The sequence below is a fragment of the Pedobacter sp. T50_32 genome (assembly GCF_057652195.1).
Window position 1 is genome coordinate 305,453 of record NZ_JBYFBY010000005.1, and the last position, 23,423, is coordinate 328,875.

General features: G+C 36.5%; 23 protein-coding genes. 12 read left to right on the top strand and 11 right to left on the bottom strand.

The features are described 5' to 3' along the window. The first annotated feature begins 17 nt into the window (after nt 1-17). Nucleotides 18-749: a hypothetical protein gene (locus AC23ME_RS16495; protein ID WP_487728863.1), complete on the top strand. Its 732-nt coding sequence runs from the start codon at nt 18-20 to the stop codon at nt 747-749. An 8-nt stretch (nt 750-757) separates the two neighbouring features. Here AC23ME_RS16495 and AC23ME_RS16500 read toward each other — a convergent pair whose 3' ends face one another. Further along, nucleotides 758-1,321, bottom strand: coding sequence for a murein L,D-transpeptidase catalytic domain-containing protein (locus tag AC23ME_RS16500; protein WP_487728864.1), 564 nt, complete (start codon nt 1,319-1,321; stop codon nt 758-760). Nucleotides 1,322-1,362: 41 nt separating this feature from the next. After that, nucleotides 1,363-1,563 carry a hypothetical protein gene (locus AC23ME_RS16505; RefSeq protein WP_487728865.1) on the bottom strand — a complete coding sequence of 67 codons (201 nt, stop codon included), beginning with the start codon at nt 1,561-1,563 and terminating at the stop codon, nt 1,363-1,365. Nucleotides 1,564-1,778: 215 nt separating this feature from the next. On the opposite strand from AC23ME_RS16505, the gene dnaK reads away from it, so the two are divergent. Next, nucleotides 1,779-3,686: a molecular chaperone DnaK gene (gene dnaK, locus AC23ME_RS16510; protein WP_487728866.1), complete on the top strand. Its 1,908-nt coding sequence runs from the start codon at nt 1,779-1,781 to the stop codon at nt 3,684-3,686. 462 nt (nt 3,687-4,148) lie between these two features. Here the strand turns inward: dnaK and AC23ME_RS16515 are convergent, their stop codons facing one another. Genes AC23ME_RS16515 through AC23ME_RS16525 form a run of 3 tightly spaced genes read right to left on the bottom strand, consistent with a single transcriptional unit; the run spans nt 4,149 to nt 7,756 of the window. Further along, nucleotides 4,149-5,237 carry a phosphotransferase enzyme family protein gene (locus AC23ME_RS16515; protein ID WP_487728867.1) on the bottom strand — a complete coding sequence of 363 codons (1,089 nt, stop codon included), beginning with the start codon at nt 5,235-5,237 and terminating at the stop codon, nt 4,149-4,151. Further along, a complete protein-coding gene (locus tag AC23ME_RS16520; RefSeq protein WP_487728868.1) occupies nt 5,228-6,127 on the bottom strand; it encodes a nucleotidyltransferase family protein in 900 nt (299 codons plus the stop codon). Before AC23ME_RS16520 ends, AC23ME_RS16515 begins: the two co-directional genes overlap by 10 nt. Before the next feature lie 48 nt (nt 6,128-6,175). Beyond that, nucleotides 6,176-7,756 (bottom strand): helicase HerA-like domain-containing protein, encoded by a 1,581-nt coding sequence (locus AC23ME_RS16525; protein ID WP_487728869.1) that lies wholly within the window; start codon nt 7,754-7,756, stop codon nt 6,176-6,178. Between the two features lie 311 nt (nt 7,757-8,067). On the opposite strand from AC23ME_RS16525, the gene AC23ME_RS16530 reads away from it, so the two are divergent. The 3 genes from AC23ME_RS16530 to AC23ME_RS16540 all read left to right on the top strand — a co-directional run bounded on the left by AC23ME_RS16530 (nt 8,068) and on the right by AC23ME_RS16540 (nt 12,261). Further along, nucleotides 8,068-11,010: an FAD-binding and (Fe-S)-binding domain-containing protein gene (locus tag AC23ME_RS16530; RefSeq protein WP_487728870.1), complete on the top strand. Its 2,943-nt coding sequence runs from the start codon at nt 8,068-8,070 to the stop codon at nt 11,008-11,010. Nucleotides 11,011-11,013: 3 nt separating this feature from the next. Then, nucleotides 11,014-11,601: a Crp/Fnr family transcriptional regulator gene (locus AC23ME_RS16535; RefSeq protein WP_487728871.1), complete on the top strand. Its 588-nt coding sequence runs from the start codon at nt 11,014-11,016 to the stop codon at nt 11,599-11,601. 66 nt (nt 11,602-11,667) lie between these two features. Then, nucleotides 11,668-12,261 (top strand): DinB family protein, encoded by a 594-nt coding sequence (locus tag AC23ME_RS16540; RefSeq protein WP_487728872.1) that lies wholly within the window; start codon nt 11,668-11,670, stop codon nt 12,259-12,261. Between the two features lie 231 nt (nt 12,262-12,492). Here AC23ME_RS16540 and AC23ME_RS16545 read toward each other — a convergent pair whose 3' ends face one another. Beyond that, complete coding sequence (locus tag AC23ME_RS16545; RefSeq protein ID WP_487728873.1) at nt 12,493-13,023, bottom strand: ferritin; 531 nt, start codon at nt 13,021-13,023, stop codon at nt 12,493-12,495. A 94-nt stretch (nt 13,024-13,117) separates the two neighbouring features. Further along, nucleotides 13,118-13,489 carry a hypothetical protein gene (locus AC23ME_RS16550; protein WP_487728874.1) on the bottom strand — a complete coding sequence of 124 codons (372 nt, stop codon included), beginning with the start codon at nt 13,487-13,489 and terminating at the stop codon, nt 13,118-13,120. A gap of 300 nt (nt 13,490-13,789) precedes the next feature. On the opposite strand from AC23ME_RS16550, the gene AC23ME_RS16555 reads away from it, so the two are divergent. The 5 genes from AC23ME_RS16555 (at nt 13,790) to AC23ME_RS16575 (ending at nt 17,667) form a co-directional block, all read left to right on the top strand. After that, complete coding sequence (locus AC23ME_RS16555; protein ID WP_487728875.1) at nt 13,790-14,146, top strand: DUF2200 domain-containing protein; 357 nt, start codon at nt 13,790-13,792, stop codon at nt 14,144-14,146. Between the two features lie 152 nt (nt 14,147-14,298). Further along, the gene (locus AC23ME_RS16560) at nt 14,299-14,517 is read left to right on the top strand and encodes a hypothetical protein (RefSeq protein ID WP_487728876.1); all 219 of its coding nucleotides are present in this window, start codon (nt 14,299-14,301) and stop codon (nt 14,515-14,517) included. A gap of 384 nt (nt 14,518-14,901) precedes the next feature. Continuing rightward, nucleotides 14,902-16,164 (top strand): tyrosine-type recombinase/integrase, encoded by a 1,263-nt coding sequence (locus AC23ME_RS16565; protein ID WP_487728877.1) that lies wholly within the window; start codon nt 14,902-14,904, stop codon nt 16,162-16,164. A gap of 161 nt (nt 16,165-16,325) precedes the next feature. After that, complete coding sequence (locus tag AC23ME_RS16570) at nt 16,326-16,817, top strand: hypothetical protein (RefSeq protein WP_487728878.1); 492 nt, start codon at nt 16,326-16,328, stop codon at nt 16,815-16,817. A 7-nt stretch (nt 16,818-16,824) separates the two neighbouring features. After that, complete coding sequence (locus tag AC23ME_RS16575) at nt 16,825-17,667, top strand: alpha/beta fold hydrolase (RefSeq protein ID WP_487728879.1); 843 nt, start codon at nt 16,825-16,827, stop codon at nt 17,665-17,667. On the opposite strand, the gene AC23ME_RS16580 is transcribed toward AC23ME_RS16575, so the two are convergent. Continuing rightward, complete coding sequence (locus AC23ME_RS16580; protein ID WP_487728880.1) at nt 17,632-18,423, bottom strand: response regulator transcription factor; 792 nt, start codon at nt 18,421-18,423, stop codon at nt 17,632-17,634. The two genes, AC23ME_RS16575 and AC23ME_RS16580, sit on opposite strands and share 36 nt — an antisense overlap. Before the next feature lie 101 nt (nt 18,424-18,524). Further along, nucleotides 18,525-18,749, bottom strand: a complete 225-nt coding sequence (locus AC23ME_RS16585; protein ID WP_487728881.1) for a helix-turn-helix transcriptional regulator — start codon at nt 18,747-18,749, stop codon at nt 18,525-18,527. Between the two features lie 271 nt (nt 18,750-19,020). Between AC23ME_RS16585 and AC23ME_RS16590 the strand changes: the two genes are divergently transcribed. Continuing rightward, nucleotides 19,021-20,025, top strand: a complete 1,005-nt coding sequence (locus tag AC23ME_RS16590) for a CsgG/HfaB family protein (protein ID WP_487728882.1) — start codon at nt 19,021-19,023, stop codon at nt 20,023-20,025. A gap of 41 nt (nt 20,026-20,066) precedes the next feature. Further along, nucleotides 20,067-21,326 carry a delta-60 repeat domain-containing protein gene (locus tag AC23ME_RS16595; RefSeq protein ID WP_487728883.1) on the top strand — a complete coding sequence of 420 codons (1,260 nt, stop codon included), beginning with the start codon at nt 20,067-20,069 and terminating at the stop codon, nt 21,324-21,326. A 396-nt stretch (nt 21,327-21,722) separates the two neighbouring features. On the opposite strand, the gene AC23ME_RS16600 is transcribed toward AC23ME_RS16595, so the two are convergent. Further along, entirely contained in the window at nt 21,723-22,307 is a 585-nt protein-coding gene (locus AC23ME_RS16600) for a hypothetical protein (RefSeq protein WP_487728884.1), read from the bottom strand. A gap of 11 nt (nt 22,308-22,318) precedes the next feature. Beyond that, nucleotides 22,319-23,332 carry a hypothetical protein gene (locus tag AC23ME_RS16605; protein ID WP_487728885.1) on the bottom strand — a complete coding sequence of 338 codons (1,014 nt, stop codon included), beginning with the start codon at nt 23,330-23,332 and terminating at the stop codon, nt 22,319-22,321. Between the last annotated feature and the right edge of the window lie 91 nt (nt 23,333-23,423).

Here is a 23,423-nt window from a genome sequence, read left to right on the forward strand (position 1 = left end):
CTAAGCCTTGAAAAACAATGAAATTAAACTTCCTGAAAATCCCTATTGCTATTTTAGCATGCTTACTTCTTTCTTCTTGTGAACCGAAGCGGTTAGGAGAAGAAGTTTTTGATTTGAACGATTTTTCTTTTGGTTTAAGTGTTGGTCGACTGTACGAAACAGAGCTAAAGAAAGAAAATACAAAAAGTTATTATTCGTCTGTTGATACGACTTTTAAAGTTGACAGTGAAAAAAAGACGGTAGAAGTAGTAAAATACATTGTAAATGCTGAGCAACCTGCCAATCCGCTAGCAAAACTTAAAAATGTAAAGTTTAACATTGTAAGGGCTATTGCTGGTGCCGATGATAACTTAATGATGATTTCCGGAGAAGCACATAGCGGATTTGAGGCGCAATTGAAATTAATAGAAGAAATTAAAAAAGAACACGGCAAACCAGTGGTTATTCAACATACTTCTGGTTTTACCACATTTACTTGGCGACTAAGCGATAGGACAATTCAGCTACATTGTGAGATGATACCTGACCAGGATAACTATTACAATAAGAGAGGTGGGTACTTAAATCCCTTCGGTGGTTTTTTAAAGACAGATAACTTTGAACCCAATCATAAGCCAGAGGTATTCTTTTATATTTTTAATCCAAAAGATGTAGAGTTGATAAACGACCATATTGGGTTTTTTAGTGGTATGACTGGCTTGAAGCCTTATTTTTATGATTACACCGAAAATACTAAGCCGCTGTATTAAGGTTGCTGTTAATTATAAATCCAAAGCAAAACAGCCTTCTTTTTCTTCATCAGCAGTCTATCTATTTGAGACATTTTATCATCTGAAATAACCGGACAGCCTGCGCTGATACCAAACAGCGTTCGAGGATAAATTTCGTAATTAGGAACGGGTGTATAGGAATGTAAAACCACGATGCGTTTAAAAGCATTGTTATTGGTTTCTTCCAATCCGTACATTTTGTAATGAATGTTAATACCCCAGTTACTGTAGGCTCTGTTTTTTACTTTGTACTTTCCAAGTGAGGTACAGTTGCTACCAACAACGTTACTGAAAACAGGTTTAGTTGATGTACTTCCACCACCAACACCATGGGCACATAGACCAGAGATGATGGTTTTCTTTTGCTGAAAATCGTACACAAATAGCCTGTTTTTCCCTGAAGGTAGGCTCATGTCTATCATGATGCAGATGCTAGTGTCTAACTTGTTCTTCTTAGCAAAGGATAATGCTTCGGAGAGTTTATCGGTTTTTATGCTTGGTTCGGTTGACCAAAAAGGTAAAATGAAAAGCAGTAATTTGAGATGCAGCATAGTTAAAGATAAGGTTTTGGTAGATCGTTTTTAGCCAAGAATTACAGGTTTTTGTTAATTAAACCTGATGGTAGCGGATATACTTTTTGTTGCGTCATTTCGATCCCGATTTTATCGGGAGAGAAATCTGTAAGTTGGAGGAGGATGGCTTCAGATTTCTCACTGCGTTCGAAATGACGGTGATGGAACACAAAAAGTATAGTAGCGAACAGCAGGGCTGAATAGCGAAGAATTACTGACATCCATTTTCAAAACATCTGAACTAGCTTTAGTCTTTGGCCTCTACCTTCAACCTTCCTGCCTTATCCCTCCATTTCTGCCAAGCTGTCAGCAGTAATCTTAGTTTTCTTTTACATTTTAACAGTATTTTTTGACAAAATTCTGCCAAAACTCTATTGGCACATCGCTTGTTAATAGGAAGTAGAACTAAAAAATAACAAAAGAAATAAATAATAAAATGGGAAAAATAATTGGTATAGACTTAGGAACTACGAACTCTTGTGTTGCGGTAATGGAGGGTAACGAGCCTGTGGTTATTGCAAATAGTGAGGGTAAACGTACTACGCCATCTATTGTTGCTTTTACAGAAAACGGCGAGCGTAAAGTTGGCGAGCCTGCGAAACGTCAGGCAATCACAAACCCAACAAAAACAATCTACTCTATCAAACGCTTTATGGGAAGCAGCTTCGGTGAGGTTGATAGAGAAGTTGGAAGAGTACCTTATAAAGTGGTAAAAGGCGATAACAACACTCCTCGTGTTGAGATTGACGATAGAAAATATACGCCACAAGAAATTTCGGCAATGGTTTTACAGAAAATGAAAAAAACTGCTGAAGATTTCTTAGGTCAGGAAGTAACAGAAGCTGTAATTACAGTGCCTGCTTACTTTAACGATGCACAACGTCAGGCTACTAAAGAAGCTGGTGAAATTGCTGGTTTACAGGTAAAACGTATCATTAACGAGCCTACTGCTGCTGCTTTGGCTTACGGTTTAGACAAAGCACACAAAGACATGAAAATTGTGGTGTTTGACTGTGGTGGTGGTACGCATGACGTTTCTGTATTAGAGCTTGGTGATGGTGTATTTGAAGTAAAATCTACCGACGGTGATACACACTTAGGTGGTGATGACTTTGACCACGTATTAATTGAGTGGTTGGCAGAAGAGTTCAAAAGCGAAAACGGTATGGACTTGCACAAAGACCCAATGGCGTTACAACGTTTAAAAGAAGCTGCCGAAAAAGCTAAAATTGAGCTTTCTAGCACAACTTCTACCGAAATTAACTTGCCTTACATCACTGCAGATGCTAGCGGCCCTAAACACTTAGTACGCACTTTAAGCCGTGCTAAATTTGAGCAATTAGCTGCTGACTTGATTAAACGCACCATCGACCCTTGTAAATCTGCTTTGAAAAACGCTGGTTTATCAGTTGGCGATATCGACGAAATTATCTTGGTAGGTGGTTCAACTCGTATCCCTGCTATTCAGGATGCAGTTAAAGCTTTCTTCGGAAAAGAGCCTTCTAAAGGTGTAAACCCTGATGAGGTGGTAGCAATTGGTGCTGCTATTCAAGGTGGTGTATTAACTGGTGAGGTTAAAGACGTATTGTTATTAGATGTTACGCCACTTTCTTTAGGTATCGAAACTATGGGCGGTGTAATGACTAAATTAATTGAGGCTAACACAACCATTCCTTCTAAGAAAACAGAAACTTTCTCTACTGCGGCTGATAACCAACCATCGGTAGAAATCCACATCTTACAGGGTGAGCGTCCAATGGCAGCTCAAAACCGTACAATTGGTCGTTTCATGTTAGATGGAATTCCGCCAGCACCACGTGGTGTACCTCAAATTGAAGTTGCTTTTGATATTGATGCGAACGGTATTTTACACGTAAGCGCTAAAGATAAAGCTACTGGTAAAGAGCAAAAAATCCGTATCGAGGCTTCATCTGGTTTAACTGATGCTGAAATCCAAAAAATGAAGCAAGAGGCTGAAGCTAACGCAGAAGCTGATGCTAAAGCGAAAGAAGAAGCTGATAAAATTAACAGTGCTGATGCTTTAATTTTCTCAACCGAGAAACAATTGAAAGAGTTTGGCGATAAATTATCTGCTGATAAAAAAGCTCCAATTGAAGATGGTTTGAAAAAACTGAAAGACGCACACGCTGCTCGTAATTTCGCTGATATTGAAGCTGCACAAACTGAGTTACAAAATGCTTGGAATGCTGCTTCTGAGGAGATGTACAAAGCAGGTCAGGATGGGCAACCACAAGGTGATGCTGGACAAGCAGAACCACAACAAGGTGGCGATACCGTAACTGATGTTGATTACGAAGAAGTAAAAGACGACGAGAAGAAATAAACAATTCTCAGTTTTCAATTGAATAAACATGAAAAGCGTTGCTGATTAATTTCAGTGACGCTTTTTTATGAAAATAAGTAGGCTTGAACTATGTGTCCCCCTTTGGAGGGGGGTAGGGGGAGGATTTTAATTAGAAAACCAATGTCACCCTTCCATGGCAACTCTAGCCCCGCCATCCGCTACTATCTTTTTGTTCAGGCTTTGTCATCCTGAGCCTGTCGAAGGATTTTCATAGCAGAAACGCTTCGACAAGCTCAGCGTGACACTAGTCGAACTGTATGTGCTCACAAAAAGTATATCCGCTACTGTCGGGTTTAATTAACCAAAACCTATACAGCTATCAGCCAATGTGGCTAAAGCCCAAAACAAATGGCATAAAAACGTCGGCTAAGGCCGACGGCAATGAATGATGTTATGTAGTAGGTACAAAGCGGTAAAGGAATTTATCAGCGTTGCTAAAGTCTATACTTGCTTCCTCACTAAATTCGCTTCAACAATTTCTTGCAACCCACTTTCATTTGCAAACAATTCTCCCAATAATTTAAACTGGTTTTTTGCTCTATCTAAATTTTGTTCAGGGTAATGAGTAGGATAGTAGATGCTGCCATTTAAATAATCGGTTAAAAAGCGCAAAGCCTGCATGTAAATGATATACTTGCCACTGTAAATAATCATATCCTTTTCGGTAGCTGTCAAAATATCACCCATTTCAGAAAGGTAACCTTCTATCATAGCAGCGAAATACTCTTTACGGATATTGATTTTCGCAAATTCCGTCTCATTCTCAGAAAACTCGCAAAGGTAAGTGCGCATCATGTCACCTAAGTCGGAGATAAATTTACCGGGCATTAAAGTATCTAAGTCGATAACGCAAATACCCTCAAAAGTGCCTTGTGCCAATAATACATTACTAATTTTAGTATCGTGGTGCATTACCCTGTCAGGGAAATCAGCTTTGCTGCTGAACTGCAGATATTGAACTAAAATGCCTTTATATTTTAATGCCGTATCAATTTCTGAAATTGCATTTTCTTTAAAGCTTAGGTTTGCGTCGGTCAAGGCAGTTTCAAATTGGTTAAAACGCAATGCCAAATCATGGAAACCTGTAATGGTAGGTTTTAATTGAGTGCTGTCAAAACTATCTAACAGCCTACTCAGCTTACCAAATTGTTTTGCAGCTTCAAAAGCTTGCTTAGGTGAACTAAGTGTATCTAGCGCAATGCTATCGTTAACGAAATGAGATAAACGCCAATAATTGCCGTTACTTTCAACCATAGTGTTTCCATCTGCAGCAGGTAAAGGTGCAGGGAAAAGATAATTAGGAAAATTGGATTGGAGATAATCAGCAACCAACTTGATATTCGTTGCAATTGCTTCGGGGTCCTGAAAAACACTGGTATTAATGTTTTGAAGAACGTAAGTCTCGTTACTATCGAGATTAGTTAACAAATAGGTTCCGTTAATATGTCCAGAACCTATTTGTTGTATTTTGATGTTTTTACTTGTTAAGCTGTATGCTTTTAATACGTTTTCATCAATAGTTAATTCCATAATTTTTCTGGGTAATTCCCTTGTTTAATAAGCTCATCAATACTAGCTTGAACCAATGGCTTATCTTCTTTGTAGGTAACACCAAACCACTGGTTGTCGGTTGGTACTACTTTAAAAGAACCTTTTTGAGAATTAACCAGATGCTCCCCAACTAAAGGGATAAAAAATTCTGCTTTGGGTTTGTCTTTGTTTTCGATGGCGAAAGTTCTGAACAAGTCTTCGGTAAGTTTAAATACCGCCGGCGTAAACCCCCAAAAATTCATGGATACTGGTGTGTCAAAATCAAGTGGGAATTCTTGCTCATCTTCTTCGTACACAATCGTATCGTCTTTTTTGTAAACTTTTGTTCTTTCTACAATCTCAGTCAAATTTCCAGCTTCGTCAGTTTTGCAAACACCTCTTGATACGGCGCCAAAGTCTGATAAAGTTTTTCCGATTTTGTACCCGATAATTGAATAGTTATCGTCGCGTACATCAGAAGTTAGAAAATCTGCCATTTTTTTGAAAGCGTCGTATCCGTAAAAATCATCAGCGTTAATTACGCAGAAAGGCTCTTTAACTACCTTTCTTCCCGATAGGATGGCGTGTGCCGTACCCCAAGGTTTTTCTCTATAAATCTCTTCCTCAATACCAAATTGTTTAAGGTCAAAATTTTGAAATACGTAATCTACTTCAATTTTACCAGCTAACTTCTCGTCGTAAATCGCTCTGAAGTTGTCAGCAAATTCTTCTTTGATGATAAATACAACTTTTCCAAATCCAGCTTTAATTGCATCGTATATAGAATAATCGATAATGGTTTCACCATTTGGCCCAAAACCATCAATTTGTTTCATGCTACCATAGCGACTAGCCATACCGGCTGCCAAAATAAGTAAGGTTGGTTTCATTAAAATTTAGTTTTTAAATGAGTATTAAGTTATTCCCAAAGGTAAGTTTTAGAAACCAAAAAATCCGCCACCTTTTGATTTAGTTGAGCGAGTTTTTTTACCAGTGAGCATTCCGAAAATGCCGCGTACAATTTCCTTGCCTATTTGGCGGGTAATGGTAGCGCCCATAATCTCTTCCACTAAACTCTTTTCACCAGGTTTTGGTTTGCTTTCTTGTTCAATTCTTTTTTGTTCCTCTTCTTCGGCTTTAACTTTATGCTCTTCGGCCAGTTTATCGTTTATTCTATCGGTTAATATCTCATAGGCGCTTATTGGGTCTTTAGTTTCTTTATATTTTGTAAATAGTGGACTACCCTGCATCAGTTTTTCGCAATCTATTGCCGCCATTGGGCCCATTACGGCTCTTGGTGGCGTTAATAATGTTGCTGCAACTTCTGTAGGTATTCCTTTTTCGTTTAATACTGTAATTAATGCTTGTCCCGTTCCAAGTGAAGTAAGCACTTTGTCGATTTCATAAAAATCAGATTTCGGGTAGGTGTTTACGGTTTTTCTCAGTGCATCTACATCATTTGGCGTAAAAGCCCTAAGCGCATGTTGCACACGATTACCTAGTTGAGAGAGTACGCTTTCTGGCACATCCATTGGTGATTGCGTACAGAAAAATACCCCAATTCCTTTCGAACGGATTAACCTGATAATGGTATTGATTTGCTCTAAGAACGCCTTCGGTGCATCTTTAAATAACAAGTGTGCCTCGTCGAAGAAGAAAACCAGTTTAGGTTTGTCCAAATCGCCTGCTTCTGGCATGGTTTGGTAAATCTCTGCCAACAAGCTCAACAAAAAGGTAGAGTACAATACCGGCTGACTTTGAACATCGGAAATATTCAGAAGGCTAATTACACCTTTGCCATCTACTCTGTTAAATAAATCTTCGATATCATAAGAAGTTTCGCCAAAAATACTACCCAAACCTTGCTGCTCTATGGCTACAATTTTTCTAAGAATAGTACTCGAAGTAGCGGTAGAAATTGAGCCGTAACTACTTTTAATTTCTGCTGCACCAGCTCCCTCAGATAAATAACCGAGCAATTTCTTCAAATCGTTGAGGTCAACCACAGGCATTTTGTTGTCATCGGCATACTTAAAAATTACTGCCAAAACACCAGATTGTGTATCGTTAAGTTCTAATATCTTAGAAAGTAGAACAGGACCAAATTCTGTAACCGTAGCCCGCATTTGCGCACCTAATTTTCCGCTTAAAGAATATAGCTCTACTGGAAAACCGCTTGGCGTAAATGGTTTTTTAAGCTGCGTGGCTCTTTCTTCAATTTTTGGATTACTTGCGCCAGCTTGGTTTAAACCAGAAAGGTCGCCCTTTACGTCTAGCATAAATACCGGAACTCCGGCATCAGATAGTTGTTCTGCTAATAGTTGCAGTGTCCTAGTTTTCCCTGTTCCTGTAGCACCGGCAATTAAGCCGTGTCGGTTCATCATTTTCAGCGGAAGATTAACTTCAGCTTCGCCAATAGTTTCTCCATTTAAAATTCCTGCACCCAAATAAATATAGGCACCGCTAGGCGCATAAGAAGCGCTTATTTTTTCTATGAAAGAAGTTTTGCTATCACTCATAAGTATAAATTTTGAGTGTTAAAATAATAAACAATTTTCACTATCGGTGCTTAATTTTATTGGATTATAAAAGTTCAAATTTGTATTTGCTAAAACTAACGTTGAACAAACGTTTGCGTGCAGTTAGGATGGTCATGAATGTTGTTTCAAAATGCGAATACACAAAATCACCCTTTAAAACGTGGTATCAACTATGTATTATTTAGTTTTGATAACAAACGTTTGTGTTGATAAATTTTTCTTTCGGCTTTATGCCGATTTTTGCGGTTTTTATTTTTAAAAAACGCAGGTAATTTTATTATTTTTACTGTGTGTTAAATCATCGCAACCTTTTACCCTTTTTCGAAGCCCTAAGTTCTGGTTTTAACGGAGAACTATTTTTCGATAACTCTGCCGCTCACGAAGCGCAAAAATTAGTTTATTCTACTGATGCATCGGTATATCAGGAAAAGCCTTTGGCTGTTGCTGTACCAAAAACCGCTGACGATATCAAAACGCTGATTGATTTTGCAAATAAGCATCAGTTAACGCTTATTCCAAGAGCGGCTGGTACGTCATTGGCAGGGCAGGTAGTTGGTAATGGACTTATCGTGGATATTTCAAAATATCTTAATCAGATACTAGAAATTAACCAAGAAGAACAGTATGTTAGAGTGCAACCAGGTGTAATTAGAGATGATTTGAACCTTGCACTACGTCCATTTGGTTTAATGTTCGGTCCAGAAACTTCAACTGCCAATAGAGCAATGATTGGCGGAATGATTGGTAACAACTCTTGCGGTCTGCATTCTATTGTTTGGGGAGATACCAGACAAAATCTATTAGAGGTAAAAGGCTTTTTAAGTAATGGGCAAGAGGCAACTTTCGGTAATCTTTCATTTGAAGAGGTTGCCGAGAAGTCGAAGTTAAACAACTTGGAAGGTGTGATTTACAAAGGGATTTCCGAAATGGTGAACAATCCCAATAACATCGAAGCCATAGAAAAGGGCTATCCAAAGAAATCGTTAACAAGAAGAAATACAGGTTACGCACTAGATTTTCTTACCCCGCAAGAGGGAAAAGAAAGCTTTAACATGTGCGAATTACTAGCAGGTTCGGAAGGAACTTTGTTTTTTGTAACCGAAGCAAAGCTAAAGTTACTACCATTGCCTCCTAAAAAAGATGCCTTAGTTTGTGTGCATTTCAGCTCATTGGCGGAGTCGCTTTTGGCTAATATTATTATCTTGAAGCACCAACCAATGGCTTCGGAATTGGTTGATAAATACATCATGGACTTTACCAAAGGGCATTCCGTTTATCAGCATAACCGCTTTTTTATAGAAGGCGAGCCAGACGCTTTGTTGATGGTAGAGTTTTTCGCAGAAACGCAGCAAGAACTAGATTTCAAAACATCAGCTTTGATAGCGGATTTAAAACTAGCTGGTTTGGGCTACGCTTATCCGGTAGTTTACGGGCCGCAAACTAAATTAGCCTGGGATGTGCGTAAAGCAGGTTTGGGATTAATCAGGAACTTGCCAGGAGACAGTCAGCCTGTAAATTTAATTGAAGATTGTGCGGTGGCACCAGAAGATTTGCCTGCATACATTGAGGAATTGCAACAACTGTTGGATAGACACAATTTGAAAGCTTCATATTATGCGCATGCCGGTGCGGGAGAGCTACACGTAGAACCAATGATTAACCTAAAAACGTCTGAAGGGAAAGAGCTTTTCAGAACTGTTTTGAAGGAAACGGCAGTGTTGGTGAAGAAACATCAAGGTTCATTAAGTGGTGAGCATGGCGATGGGCGTTTGAGAGGTGAGTTTATTAAAGATGTACTTGGTGCAGAAGTTTACGAACTTTTAAAGGAAGTAAAACAGCTGTTCGACCCGCTTGGAGTTTTCAACGCCAATAAAATTGTAGATACGCCGCCGATGAACGAGTTTTTACGTTACGAAGCGGATAAAGAAATCAAGCCAATCAAAACTATTTTCGATTTTTCGAAGAACGAAAGTATTTTAAGATTGGCTGAAAAATGTTCAGGTTCCGGCGATTGTAGAAGAACGCATGTTGCGGGTGGTACCATGTGTCCGTCGTACATGGCAACGCGACAAGAAAAAGATACTACGAGAGCAAGAGCAAATATTCTACGTCAGTTTTTAACCAATTCGCAAGGCGATAATCCTTTCAATCATAAAGAGATTAAGGAGGTGATGGATTTATGTTTGAGCTGTAAAGCCTGTAAATCTGAATGTCCATCGAGTGTAGATGTGGCGAAGATGAAGGCAGAATTTTTACAACATTATTATGATGCCAATGGCATTCCGTTCCGTACTAGAGTAATTGCTAATTTCACCAAATCGCAGGCTTTAGGTGCAATCGTACCATCAATTTATAATGCGCTAGTAGCAAACAATTTTACCAGTAAATTAATTAAAAAAGTGATTGGCTTTGCGCCAGACCGTTCTTTACCAAAGGTTGGAAAAACCACTTTGCGTAGCTGGAAAAAACAATACGATAAAAGGCAGGCTGCGCAAACTAAAGAGAAGAAAGTTTATCTATTCTGTGATGAGTTTACCAATTATAATGATGTTGAAATAGGAGCTACGGCAATCCAACTTTTAGAAAAGTTAGGTTATGAAGTGGTTATTCCTCAACACGTAGAAAGTGGCAGAACTTATTTATCAAAAGGTTTACTGCGTGATGCCAAAGCTTTAGCAAATAAAAACGTGACTTTACTGGCTGATTTAGTCAATATCGATGCGCCTTTGTTGGGTGTAGAACCATCAGCTTTGCTTACTTTTAGAGATGAATATCCTGAATTGGTAGATGCGCATTTGGTGCAAAAGGCAAAACACTTGGCGCAAAATTCGTTCTTAATTGAAGAGTTTTTATTGCAAGAATTTGAAGCGAAGAAAATCAGTACCGACCAATTCACATCAGATTATCAGTTGGTGAAATTGCACGGACATTGCTATCAAAAATCATTAAATGCACTTACACCAACTGAGAAAATCTTGGGAATGCCTGCAAACTATACGGTAGAAATGATACCATCGGGTTGTTGTGGCATGGCTGGTTCTTTCGGTTACGAAGAAGAGCACTACGAAGTTTCGATGCAGGTAGGGGAGTTGGTTTTATTGCCAGCAGTGAGAAATGCGGCAGAAGACACTATTATTGCTGCTGCGGGTACAAGTTGCAGACATCAGATTAAAGATGGTACGCAAAAAATAGCGAAGCACCCGGTAGAAATTTTGTGGGAAGCGTTGAAGTAACCTATGCAAGAAGATAGCCTCCAACAGTTAGCGCAATTCGTTAAAAAGTACTTCGCTTTATCTGATAAAAGCACTGAAGAATTTACTGCACTTTGGTCGCCTTTTAACGCTTTAAGAAAGGAAATACTGACCGAAGCTGGAGGGCAGGAGAAATATCTTTACTTTATAATTGAAGGTGTGCAACGTATTTATGCATTAAATCAGGATGGTAAGGAAGCAACATTGGTTTTTACTTATTCACCATCTTTCGGTGGAGTGCTGGATGCGATGATGACTTCCCAAGCCTCTAAATATTACTACGAAACCTTAACACCATCCAGTTTTTTACGGGCACCAATTGCCGAAGTGAAGAAGTTGATGTTGGAAAATACAGAAGTGGCGCAGATGATTAATGTAGGAATTAGCCAGGCTTTGGGTGGCTTGTTAGAAAGGTTGGTCGAATTGCAACTGATGTCATCCGAAGAGAAGTTTAGGAGCTTGCTTAAGAGAAGTCCGCATATATTAACTTTGGTTCCGCATAAGTATTTAGCCAGTTATCTCGGTATAGATGCTACAAATTTCAGCAAGTTGATGAACAGCATAAAAATTTAATCTTGGTAAATACCAACATTTATCGCAAGAACTAGCTTTAAGTTTGCATCATCAAATCGTAGTAACATGAGCAGCATAGACAAGAAAGCTTTCATCGCCGACCTTTACCAAAGAACTGAAACTATACTCGAGAAAGCAGTAAAGGAGTTTCAGAATTTAGAAGAGGCTTCACTTAATTTTTCTACTAGTAACGATAGCTGGAATATTGCTCAGGTACTTTCACACCTTAATTCGTATGGCAATTATTACCTGCCAAAAATGGAAGCAGTTTTGGAGCAGCCACATGAATTATCATCAAAAGCCTATTCTCCAAGTTGGCTAGGCACTTACTTTGTGAATATGATGGATGGAAACAAAAGTAGTAAACGCTATAAAGCCGCAAAACAACATCAGCCAAGCGTAAAGGACGCTTATTGGGAAGTAGCGCAGTTTATCAATCAGCAAGAGCGAATGCTGAAATGCTTAAAAGCTTTTGAAACAGTTGATTTGAATAGGACTAAAATTGCTATTTCGATTGCAAAGTTTATCAAGTTAAACCTTGGCGATATACTTGTGTTTTTAGTAACCCATAACGAACGCCACATGACTCAGATTAAAAGAATACAAAGGGAACAAGAAGCTTTATCCCAAAGGGCAGTTTTTACATCTTTTGCCTCTTAGGTACTTCTCGCAACAGTTTTTCTTTTTCTTGTCCTTCTTATCCTCTTTCGAACCTTTTTTCTTTTTATCTTTCTTAGACATATTGATGTTTTAGCCACAGATGTACAGATTTGTCCAGTACATAGAATATTTATCTGTGCATCTGTAGCTTATTTATAACCTCAAAATAAACAAAAAAGGCGCATACTTGTTGTACGCACCTCTCTATTATTGTTTTGTTTTGTTGTCTTTTTACGCTTCGCTGTCGTAAGAAATTTGGCCAACGTGCTTGTCAATTTGCCATCTGCCAGTACCTTCTTCACCAATTACTTCGAACAATTCTACTGCTCTACGTGCTTTGTACTCTTCTTCGCGTTGCTCTCTAAAGAACCAGTTTAAGAATTCTAAAGTCACATAATCTTGCTCTTTGTGGCAACGAGCAGCAATGTTTTTAATAGATTGCGTTACGCTAATTTCTTGCTCTAAAGCCTCTTCAAAAACTTCGCGGAAAGAGTTGTATTCCTGTTTAATGTTAGTTACATCTGGAGAAATTGCGTTTCCACCCATGTCTAACACATACTTGAAAAATTTTAATTGGTGTTGTCTTTCTTCTTCTGCTTGCTTAAAAAAGTAATCAGCAGAAAAATCGTAGCCATTTCTATTGCACCAAGAAGCCATCGATAAATAGATTGATGATGAATGTGCTTCTTTTTTTATTTGTTGGTTAATCAAAGTTTCTATCTCTTCTGATAGTAAACTTTTAACTCTCATTATATCTTTCATGATTTATTTCCTCTTATTTGAACACTACAAAGTTACAGCGATAATGTTCTGTAAAAGAAAATATTAGTAATTCGGAACGAGTCTAAGTCTTAGTTTATGCAATGACACGAAACAGACGGTCGTGAATAATGTGGTTCAAATCCAACATTACAAACGTACCTTGTAGTAGCTCTTTTAATTTGATAAGCTCAAGCAAGGTAACCACGTAAGAATGGTCGCAAGCACAAATGAAGATAATTTCTACATCTGCAGATTTGTCGCTGCTCAATAGTTTTTCTTCAATATTTACATTGTAAACAGCTTTTTTAAGCTTTAAAAGATTTCTGTAATCAAAACGTGCTAATTTACCAGCAAAGTCAATGTACCAACATTTCTCCGAGTCCGATTGAAAGATAGCACCGCTTTTCGTAGCGAATACTTCTTCAAATGTGGCAACAGGAAATGATAATTCTTTGGTGTTTTGCACAGTTTATTAATTGTTTATGCAAAATTAATATTATTTAGATTTAATACAAATAAAAATGATCAAAGAATTGATTTTTTTGAAAAGCACTTTCCCTATTCCATAGGTTGCGGCAGTCCCGCTTTCCGCTGCTGCCTATAATCCAATAACTATCGGATTATAGGCATACACTTCAATCGGGTTTATATTACTTAACAAACTGCTAAAAACTCCATACAGTTTCCTGCATGATGCCGAAAATTATCCCGCCTAATTTAGTCCAATTACGGCTTAATCATTAAATTTGAATTAAACCTCAATATAATGAAAGCGAGCAACAACGAAAGAGTGTATAAAATGTCATTTGCTGGTGTATATCCACACTATATCACTAAGGCAGAAAGAAAAGGACGCACAAAAGCAGAAGTAGACGAGATTATACATTGGCTAACAGGTTACGATGTTGCTGCATTACAAAAACATATAGACAACAAAACCAATTTCGAAGATTTTTTCGCTCAAGCTAATCTGCATCCCAACGTTTCAAAAATAACAGGTGTAATTTGTGGTTATCGAGTAGAAGAAATAGAAGACAAAGTAATTCAGCAAGTGCGTTATCTCGATAAATTGATAGACGAATTGGCCAAAGGTAGAGCAATGGAGAAAATCCTTCGTCAGTGAGCAACTTGGCTACTTTTAGAAGTAATTAGTTTGTGCCCATTGCTAGTTTTTATAAACAATTTAAAACCATTTCGTTTTGCAAGACTTATTTACTTATAAGTTTTAACGAAATGAATCATCAAGAAAAAAATAAACGGGAAGACGGTCTAGGTATGGATCTTCAAAATAGCACCAGAGCTCAGCAAGCACATGTAGATCAAGAAGAAGCACAAATCAATACCAACCATCAGCATGAAGATATTGAAGTCGACACAGAAGATACCATGCGTGAGATGATCTCCACCCATGAAGATAATGCTCAAGAAGAAGGCGTAGACGAGCAATTTGGTGGGGACAAAGCTGATAACAGAGACGATGATAACGGCTTATAGTGATGGATATTCCCTATAATTGATGTTGTCATCAACCAAATGTTTCTTTGTTAGCTTAGCGTTAATGAAATAATTACGTAGTCAACTGTCATTAAAATAGAGAGAAAATCACATTGTCTCAAACGCAAAAAGCCCACATTGCTGTGAGCTTTTGCCTAGTAGCGGGGAGCAGGATCGAACTGCCGACCTCAGGGTTATGAACCCTGAAAGGATAAAAGTGATATGGTCTAATATGGTTTTAAATGATGTTTTGATACTTCTCTTACCCCATTTGAAAACACTTTGAACCGTATCAAACCGCCATTTTCGTTAACAATACGTTAACAAAATCTCTACCTTGCTTTCGTGAAATAATTGATTTTTTAAATTTAAAATTCACGAAAAATGAGTTCAATTAAATTAGTTGTCTGGTCTAGGGAAAATAAAGACGGACAGTTTCCAATCGCAGTAAAAATTTCTAAAAAAGGACATACCCCGTCTTATATTTTTACTGACCATGTGTTGAGTAGTCGTGATTTGTGGGACAACACAACGCAGCGAGTTAAAAAGGAACATCCTAACCACAAGCGATTAAACAGCTTGCTGTTACAAAAGCTTGCCGAAGCAACAGAAACTTCATTACAAATGGAGATTAATAAAACTGATACTTCTGCAAGGGCTATCAAGCGTAAAATTGACCCTAAAAAAGCAGAACACTTTAACGATATAGCTCAACAGTATTTGAAAGAGGAATTAGCACAGGGGCATTATAACGTTTATAATGCGGATAAACCACGTATAGAAAGATTTATTGAATTTACTACAAATAAAAATATTCCATTTGCAGAAATAACGGTTGGACTTTTAGAAAAGTTTCAAAGATATCTAAGAGGGTGTAAAAACAAGAACCAGAAGAAAACAAGCGTTCCGTCTACTCTAAGTGAGAGAACTGTTGTTAATCACTTGTTGCTTATGAGAACTCTGTACAACAGGGCAATAAAATCTGGTGCGGCAGAAACAAAGGACTATCCGTTTGGGGAAGATGGTAAGATACAAATCAAACTTCCTAAATCGGTAAAGGTTGGTTTGGTATCAAGCGAAATAGAAAAGATAGAAAATTCTGACCTTATATTATGCGAGACTCTAAATCATGCCAAAAATATTTGGCTTACTGCGTATTACTTTGCAGGAATGAGAATAACAGACGTTTTTTTATTGAAATGGAGTGATTTTCAAAATGGGAGATTGAATTACTGTATGTCTAAAAACAATAAGCCTTTGTCATTCCCCATTCCTCAGAAGTTCTACAAAATATTGGCTCAATATAAAAAACATGAGCAAAAACACGATTTAATATTTCCAGAGTTAAAGTGCTTAGACAGTCTGGATAACCTTTTTAATCTACAGAAGAGAATTTCTCACGCTGTGAATTGGCAAAACAAAAAAATGGAACGAGTATTTCAGAAGTTAGAAATTAATAAGAAAGCTTCTTCTCACGTTTCTAGGCATAGTTTCGCTCAACGGGCAGCAGAATTAGATATTCATCCAAGAACTGTTCAAGAGCTTTACGGACACGAAAGTTTGAGTACTACAATGATATATCAATCAAACTTTTCACATAAAAAAGTTGACGAGGCTTTGAATGCTGTTTTGGGTATTTGCGGTTAGATATTAAATTACAGCATACTACCTGAGTTTTAGATATTATTTATAAATTTGAGCGAGAGCGTTAATTTAGATGAAAGGGGCAGCAGAGAAATCGGCTGCTCCTTTTTCGTTTTTCTTTGAAAGTATTTTATATTGCGCATAATAAATTATAAAGCTCGAATATGAATAGTTCTAATAGGAATATAGTACAAAGTGTATCATTAGAGATACTTAAGAGTATACCTAGTCGTCCTTTTTTTTGCCTGCCTCTGTCGGCTTTACTATATGCCTATTTGAAAGACAGCTATAACTTGGATGTTAAACTTGTAACGGGAAATTTAAGCTACAAGGGGAATTTTATATTTAAACAGGATTTTGAACTGTCTAATGGAGACCATAGCAAGTTTAAACTTTGGGCTGGTCATGCGTGGGTCGAATTGGAAAATACGTTGTGGGATTTATCGTTCTTTAGAAGTTTATACTCAGAAAAATTTAGTAAGCCGTATAAAAAAGAGCTTATAGAATATTTCGGTGAAGGTAGAGGCATGTTAGGGATTAACGGCAGGAAAATTCCAGAAATTGATTTTGAATACCAGATTGTTGAAACAATATCAGACAATCTCGCTACTGGTATTATACAAGGTCTGCCAGAAATGCTAAAAATAGAATGGTAATCCGCTTATGAAACGTAAAGAACTTACTCTCGAAGATATAACTATATCATACTTAGAACAAGGCGAAGAAAACCAAGAAATAATCATATTTATTCACGGAAATTCTAATTCTGCGAATTTATGGCATAATCAATTTTCCAATCCAGATTGGGAAAAATATAGAATGATAGCTTTGGATTTGCCAGGTCATGGGCAATCATCTGCACTTAGCGACTACTACTTTCCGAGCATCTACAACTTAGTAGCAAAATGGATTAATAAAGTGTGCAGACAAAAGCCATATATGCTTTGTGGACTTTCATTAGGAGGAAACATAATAGCAGAAATTCTTCCGTCATTAACGAACAGACCAAAAGGAATTTGTTTAGTTAGTTCTAATCCAGTTGGTAAAAATATACGACCAGAAGAAGTTATAGCCGATCCATTAGTACAAGAAGTTTTGTTTACCGATAACGCTTCGATGCTCTCAATTTCTAACTATCTGAAAAAATCCTCATTAAATTTAGACGAATCAAATCAAAGATGTTTGATGATGGATTACTTGAAAGTAGATAGTTTATTTAGAGTTGATTTTCCTGCATCTGTTGCATCAGGAAAATTTTCGGATGAGATTGCAATTCTGAAAGGTTTCAACGTTCCAATAATGGCTGTGTTTGGAAGCAAAGATAGTGTTGGGGTTCTTAAGTTGTTAGAAAGAGCAGATTTTAATTTATGGAGAGATAAAATACAATTAATAGAAGATGCAGGTCATTTAGTTGTGCTAGATAAACCAGAAGAATTCAATTTACTTCTTGCAGATTTTATTTATGAAATTCTAAATGTATCCATTGTTGAAAGCATAGGCGACTAGACCTGCTGAACTACGGCTATTAGTCTTTTCAAGTAGCTTTCTTCGATGATTATCCACTGTGTGCCTACTGATAAACAGCTTAGTAGCGATTTGCTCGCTCTCTAAATCATCACATATATATTTCAACACTTCAATTTCCCTTTTGCTTAAAAGTGTATCCCTTTCATCATTAAAATAGATATTGCTTATTAATGGTGTTTTACCCATTTCTTCGCCACTAATATTTTCTATAGAATGATATACACGATTATCATTCCTAAAATTGGTAATATCAAAAAGAAAACCAAATGTAGCTAATGGCATTCCAGTTTCAGAGGACTTTATGAAAACAGACCGTTGCACTACGTTTCGATAATCTCCACGTTTATTGATAACCCTATAATTGCAAGTAAAAAGATAATCTTGATGAAGCTCTACTGGAATTTTATTTAAAAAATCTAAGTTTCCAGCCATTACCTTATTACTATAAACGTTTAAATCTTGTTTATGAAACAAGCTTACACCGAACTCTACACCGCCGTCCAAGAATTTGCTTAAAGGATGGTCTATGAATTTATTCACTGTACTTGTCGCGTAAACATATTTCCCCTTCGTATAGTCAAGTATATATGATGCTGGCGCAAGATAGCTAGGAATAGAGTTGTCCTGTGGTAAATTGAATTTATGCTTCTCGTAAGACAATATCTCCCCAAGCTCCTCAATTTCGTATTGTTGAGCTTTTCTCAGCAATTCACAGTAGCTTAAGTTTTGCTTCATAAGATAACAAAAACACTCAATAGTGACTATTGAGAAGATGTTAGTAGTAAGTTATTTTTGCTGATGAAGATAAGAATATAATTAAATATATGCTAGATACTTTAAGACGTTTTTTCAATTTCACTTACTGGAATTAAAAGGTCACTTAATTCCACTTTTAAATACGATGCTATTTCGTATAGTTCTGGAATTGATGGTTGGCTATAATTCGTACACCATTTTGACACAGTCTGTTGACTAACATTAAGGTGTTCGGCAAGTTGCTTATTGGTCTTATGTTTTAGTGCAAGAAATGCTTTTATTCTATTGTATATCTGTTTTTTCATCCTCTTATTTTCAAAGATAGAAAAAGCTAAAACACTGATAATGAGCTTAATTTGTCTTTTGAATTTAATAAATTAAAATATTAGGATAAAAATATTTTACTGAGGATTATATTTTCCTGTAATTTTAATTTTATTTTTGTTTAAAAAATATCCTATAACACGAATTTATAATCTCAATAGGATATTAATTCAGTTTTATGTTTTAAAAAATAAATCTCCAAAAGATTAAACATACAACTTAAGTGACCAGTGTAATTTGAAATATCAAGATATGAAAGTAAACAAATGGAAACTGTCTAAGAGATTGCTAATGCTGACATTGGTTTTAAATCCCTTAATGTTAAATGCCCAAACTTACCTAACCATCACTAAAAAGCGTAGTCCTGTTATGGATTTTCGGACTTACAAACAGGTTGCGATTGGAGACATAAATGGTGCTGTAGGAGCTAAAAATGCTAATTCGATGACTTTATCCGATGAACTGACGGCAAAACTATTTAATGCTCAAACTTTTGAAGTGGTTGATAGGAACGCTCTTGTTGAAATATTAGCAGGACAGAAGAGGACAGATATCAAGTTAATCAACGAAACAACGACCGCAGCCTTGAGTAAAAAACTTAATTCTGCTTTACTTATTACTGGTCGCTTACAAAATGAAATCATAACACAATCTCTTAAAGAAGAGCCAAGTGGTATCGCAGGGTGCCCAAAAAGATATTGGTGGGAAGCAACTTCCAATTACACTGTTCAGTTAAAAATTATTGATGTAAAGACGGGTAAGCTTCTTTATTCTAACCCAGTTCAACTAAAAAAAATAAACTACTCTACGAAAGTTTGTGAGATAACTAAGAAGTTTGATAATGAAATTCTTATTCAACAACATATTCCCTTGGTAGCGGACGAGATAGCAAAGCTAATAATCCCATACAATGAAGATTTGCTACTTACGTTTGAAGACCCTCCATTAACAACAATGATTTTCAAAAATCCTTTTAAAAAACTTCCACAGGCTATTAGCTTTTTTAAAATTGAGGATAATGAAAAAGGTTTAGCTATTTTAAAGGAAATAGCAGATAACGGCTCTTTAAAGGATAATATGAAAGCCAAAGCCTACTATAATTACGCAGTGGGATTACTTATTGCAAAACAGTATGACCTTTCGAAGGAGTATGCGAAAAGAGCAATGTCATTTCAGTCGGGAAATCCACTTTATAGTGCTTTAGTTGAAATGGCAGACAGAGAAAAATCGCTCGACCAGAGGTTACTTAAACTCTAATAATTATCAAATTCAATCTTTACACGTAACATTAATAAAGTATGAAATCCTTCCGTTTATTTACTTTTGTTTTCTTCTTATTCTTAATTGCTTCTTGTGGGAAAAAAGAAAGTGCAACGCCAGAAGAAAAACCAAATCCTAATCCTACAAATCCAACTAACCCTACGAATCCTACATCTAACGGTAACTACGTTTTTGACACTGAATTTAAAGCAACTGGAACTCTTGCCACCATGATTGTTTTACAAGCTGACGGGAAAATGGTGATTGCGAATGCAACACAGGTTGCGAGGCTAAACAAAGATGGTTCTTTAGACAACACCTTTGCGGTCGGAAGTACTAATGCAGGAGAATTTCATGCCATAGCAATCCAACCAGACGGAAAGGTATTAGTTGGTGGCAACTTTACGTCTTATAATGGAGTAAGCAAAAAATATCTTGTACGCCTAAATACCGATGGAGCTATTGACAACACATTTGCGCAAGCCACATTTTACACGCCAAACCAAGCACAAAAACAAGATATTAAATCAATTGCAGTATATAGTGACAGTAAGATACTCATCGGAGGAGACTTTTGTTATCTAATCTCAACGGCACCAAACGGCTTTGATGTAACTACAGCTTACAGCTTGGTAAGATTAAATTCAAGCGGAGCTTATGATAATTCTTTTGTATACAATGGTATTTCTGATATCCGTTGTATTAAAATATCTACTGATAACAAAGTTTATTTTACAGGTATGGTTGTGAATAGTATAGGTTCTCTCTTAGTGACTAAGTTAAATTCAAATGGTACTATAGATGCTAGCTTTTCTAAGAAGTCGCTGTTTTCCCATGCAGGCACTGTAAATCTTGAGGCTTATGGTTCAGTATTGGCAATCCAAAATGATGGAAAGATTTTAGTTGGAGGAAGATTTAATGTTGTAAAGACTGGCAACACAGATCATTTATACTCAGGGGCGGTTCGTCTTAATCTTGATGGTTCAATTGATGATACGTTTCCTAAAGTTTATTATGGAGAGGTTGTAACAGGGTTCGTAATAAAAGGGGACAATCTAATAACTGTAAGTAAAAAGGATTTATATCGTACTTCATCATTAGCGTACACAACGTTAAGAGGGAATGAAAATAGCAAACTTACATTTCCTGTAGATGGTCATAAACTACTAGGAGATACTCATGGTATTGTAGAAGATAGCGAGAAAAATCTTATTTTGGTTGGAAGTCTTTACACAACCGATCCTGTAACAGGAGTTCCACAGACAACTTTCAAAGGCGTTATTAAACTGAAGAAATGATAAAACGAAAAAAGGACTGATTAAATACCAGTCCTTTTTTTGTTTTAATTAAACGTATCGATGCGTAAACATATGCTCAAGATTGTTATTCACTGTACCGTACTTATGTGTCTAACAGTTGTTATTTCTGCACCTTGTCGTCAATTGGCTTTATTATAGTCGACTTATTAGCCTTACAACTGCTTCACGACTAATACGTTTATTTTAGCCAAATCTACGCTACTAATGAAGATGAGACACGGAACATCGATAAGATCGAAATTATCTTTATCAAATATCTACTAAATCAAATAAAACAGAGGCTGACCACGATTCTTGATACAGCTTCTTCGGTTTTATATAAGTATCCTATAAACTACGATAATCAAATCTACAATTTTACTTGATTGAATATAACTAGAAGAAATAATTAAAGCCAAGAGTAAAAAATCCAGCCGCATTGTATTCTAAATCCTTATAAGATAGATTTTTATTCACCTTTTCATCTGAAAGCAAAAGATTATAGCCTAATTTACCAGAAAGCTTATTACCATTTTTAAATTTAAATGAATATGCATTAACATCGAGTGCATATAAATAATCAAAGTCAGACCTACCCAAGAGAGCATGAAATCCAAAATCAACATGAAAATTGTCATTTTCAGGATTATATTCAGAACCTGATATCACCTTGGTAAAATAGATTGGATAAAGTGAAATTCCGCCACCCAAAGAAGCGGAGCTTAAATTTGAAGCTACTTTAGAGTTTGCACTTACAAAATTTCCTGTAACAAAAAGCGTTATTGGTTTTCCCAAGTTAAAATTTTTCTGTAATTCTATAATATGTAGATAGCTAAAATAGCCACTAGTTGAGCCATCCGAAATACCGATTTTATAACCAACGCCTAAATTTGGTCTACTCCACTTGACATCTTGTGCGAAAGTTGAGTTCAGATTTACTACTAATAGGACTAAGATTAAAATAAATTTTCTTTTTTTCATGTCTCTATATTTTAACTTAATGCCCATCGCCACCATTTTTTAGAATGTGAAGCGACATAAGATACACCCGCAAGAAGCCCTAACGCAGCTCGTGTATTAGTCACCATTTCAGGAGTGTTCTTATCATCCATAATTGTAGCAACAATTACAGAACCCACGATCACTACAGCACTCCATGCCACGACTGCGACAGATTTAACAACCTTTTTCAAAAAATTACCTATTTTGCTAAATAGTCCGTCAGTCATTCGGTCTTTGTATTTTTCAAGACTTACCTGAATAACATCATCTAATGAATTTCTAACTGCTGTACCGATGTTTGCCATAAGGTTATCCGTATTAAGTGTCTCCATGGCATATAAAGCACTAACTGCAATCGACGTTTTTTGCTGTGATGTTAACGCTAAATTGTAGTTTGTGTAACTAACATGATCATTAATTGAAGTCATGATACGGTTTCTAAGTCTAGTTTCAACTTCCTCAGAAGCTAAATCTTCATTAATGTTTTCATCAAGTAGAAGTACCTTATCTAACTCATCATTAGCGATACTTAATATGTTGTCTTGTAGTACTTCTAGATTTTGTGACACCTGATAGTTATCATACGGCAGTTGATCAGTAAAATTATTTATATTTAAAACAGAGCCAAGCGAACTTTTAATTTCAAATATAGCCTGTTCTGGTGTTACATTTGGATCAACATCATACTGCAATAGTTCCTCCGAAACAGGAGTTTGATTTACTACACCGTATACTTGATGATATTGCTCATTAGAATAACTATCAAGTGTTTCGACATATTGATCAACCCCAACTGGAAGAACTTGAAGCTCTGAAACGTTATTTACACTTCTATTTTGAACGTTTTCTTGTTTTTTATTCTCCAAGAAAGCTGTAAAGCTTTTGACATTTTGAACAACATTCTTAGACAAATCTTTTGGGGATTCCTCAATAACAGCGTCTAGATTTTTTTTACATGATAGGATACACGCCATGATCATGGCGATAAAAATAGTTTTTCTCATTGCGTTAATTTTTTTTCTGATTATCCGTTTATGCACCTGTTATATTCGCAATTACTAGTCTGTCAAAGAGTTTGTCTCCAAAATACCGTCT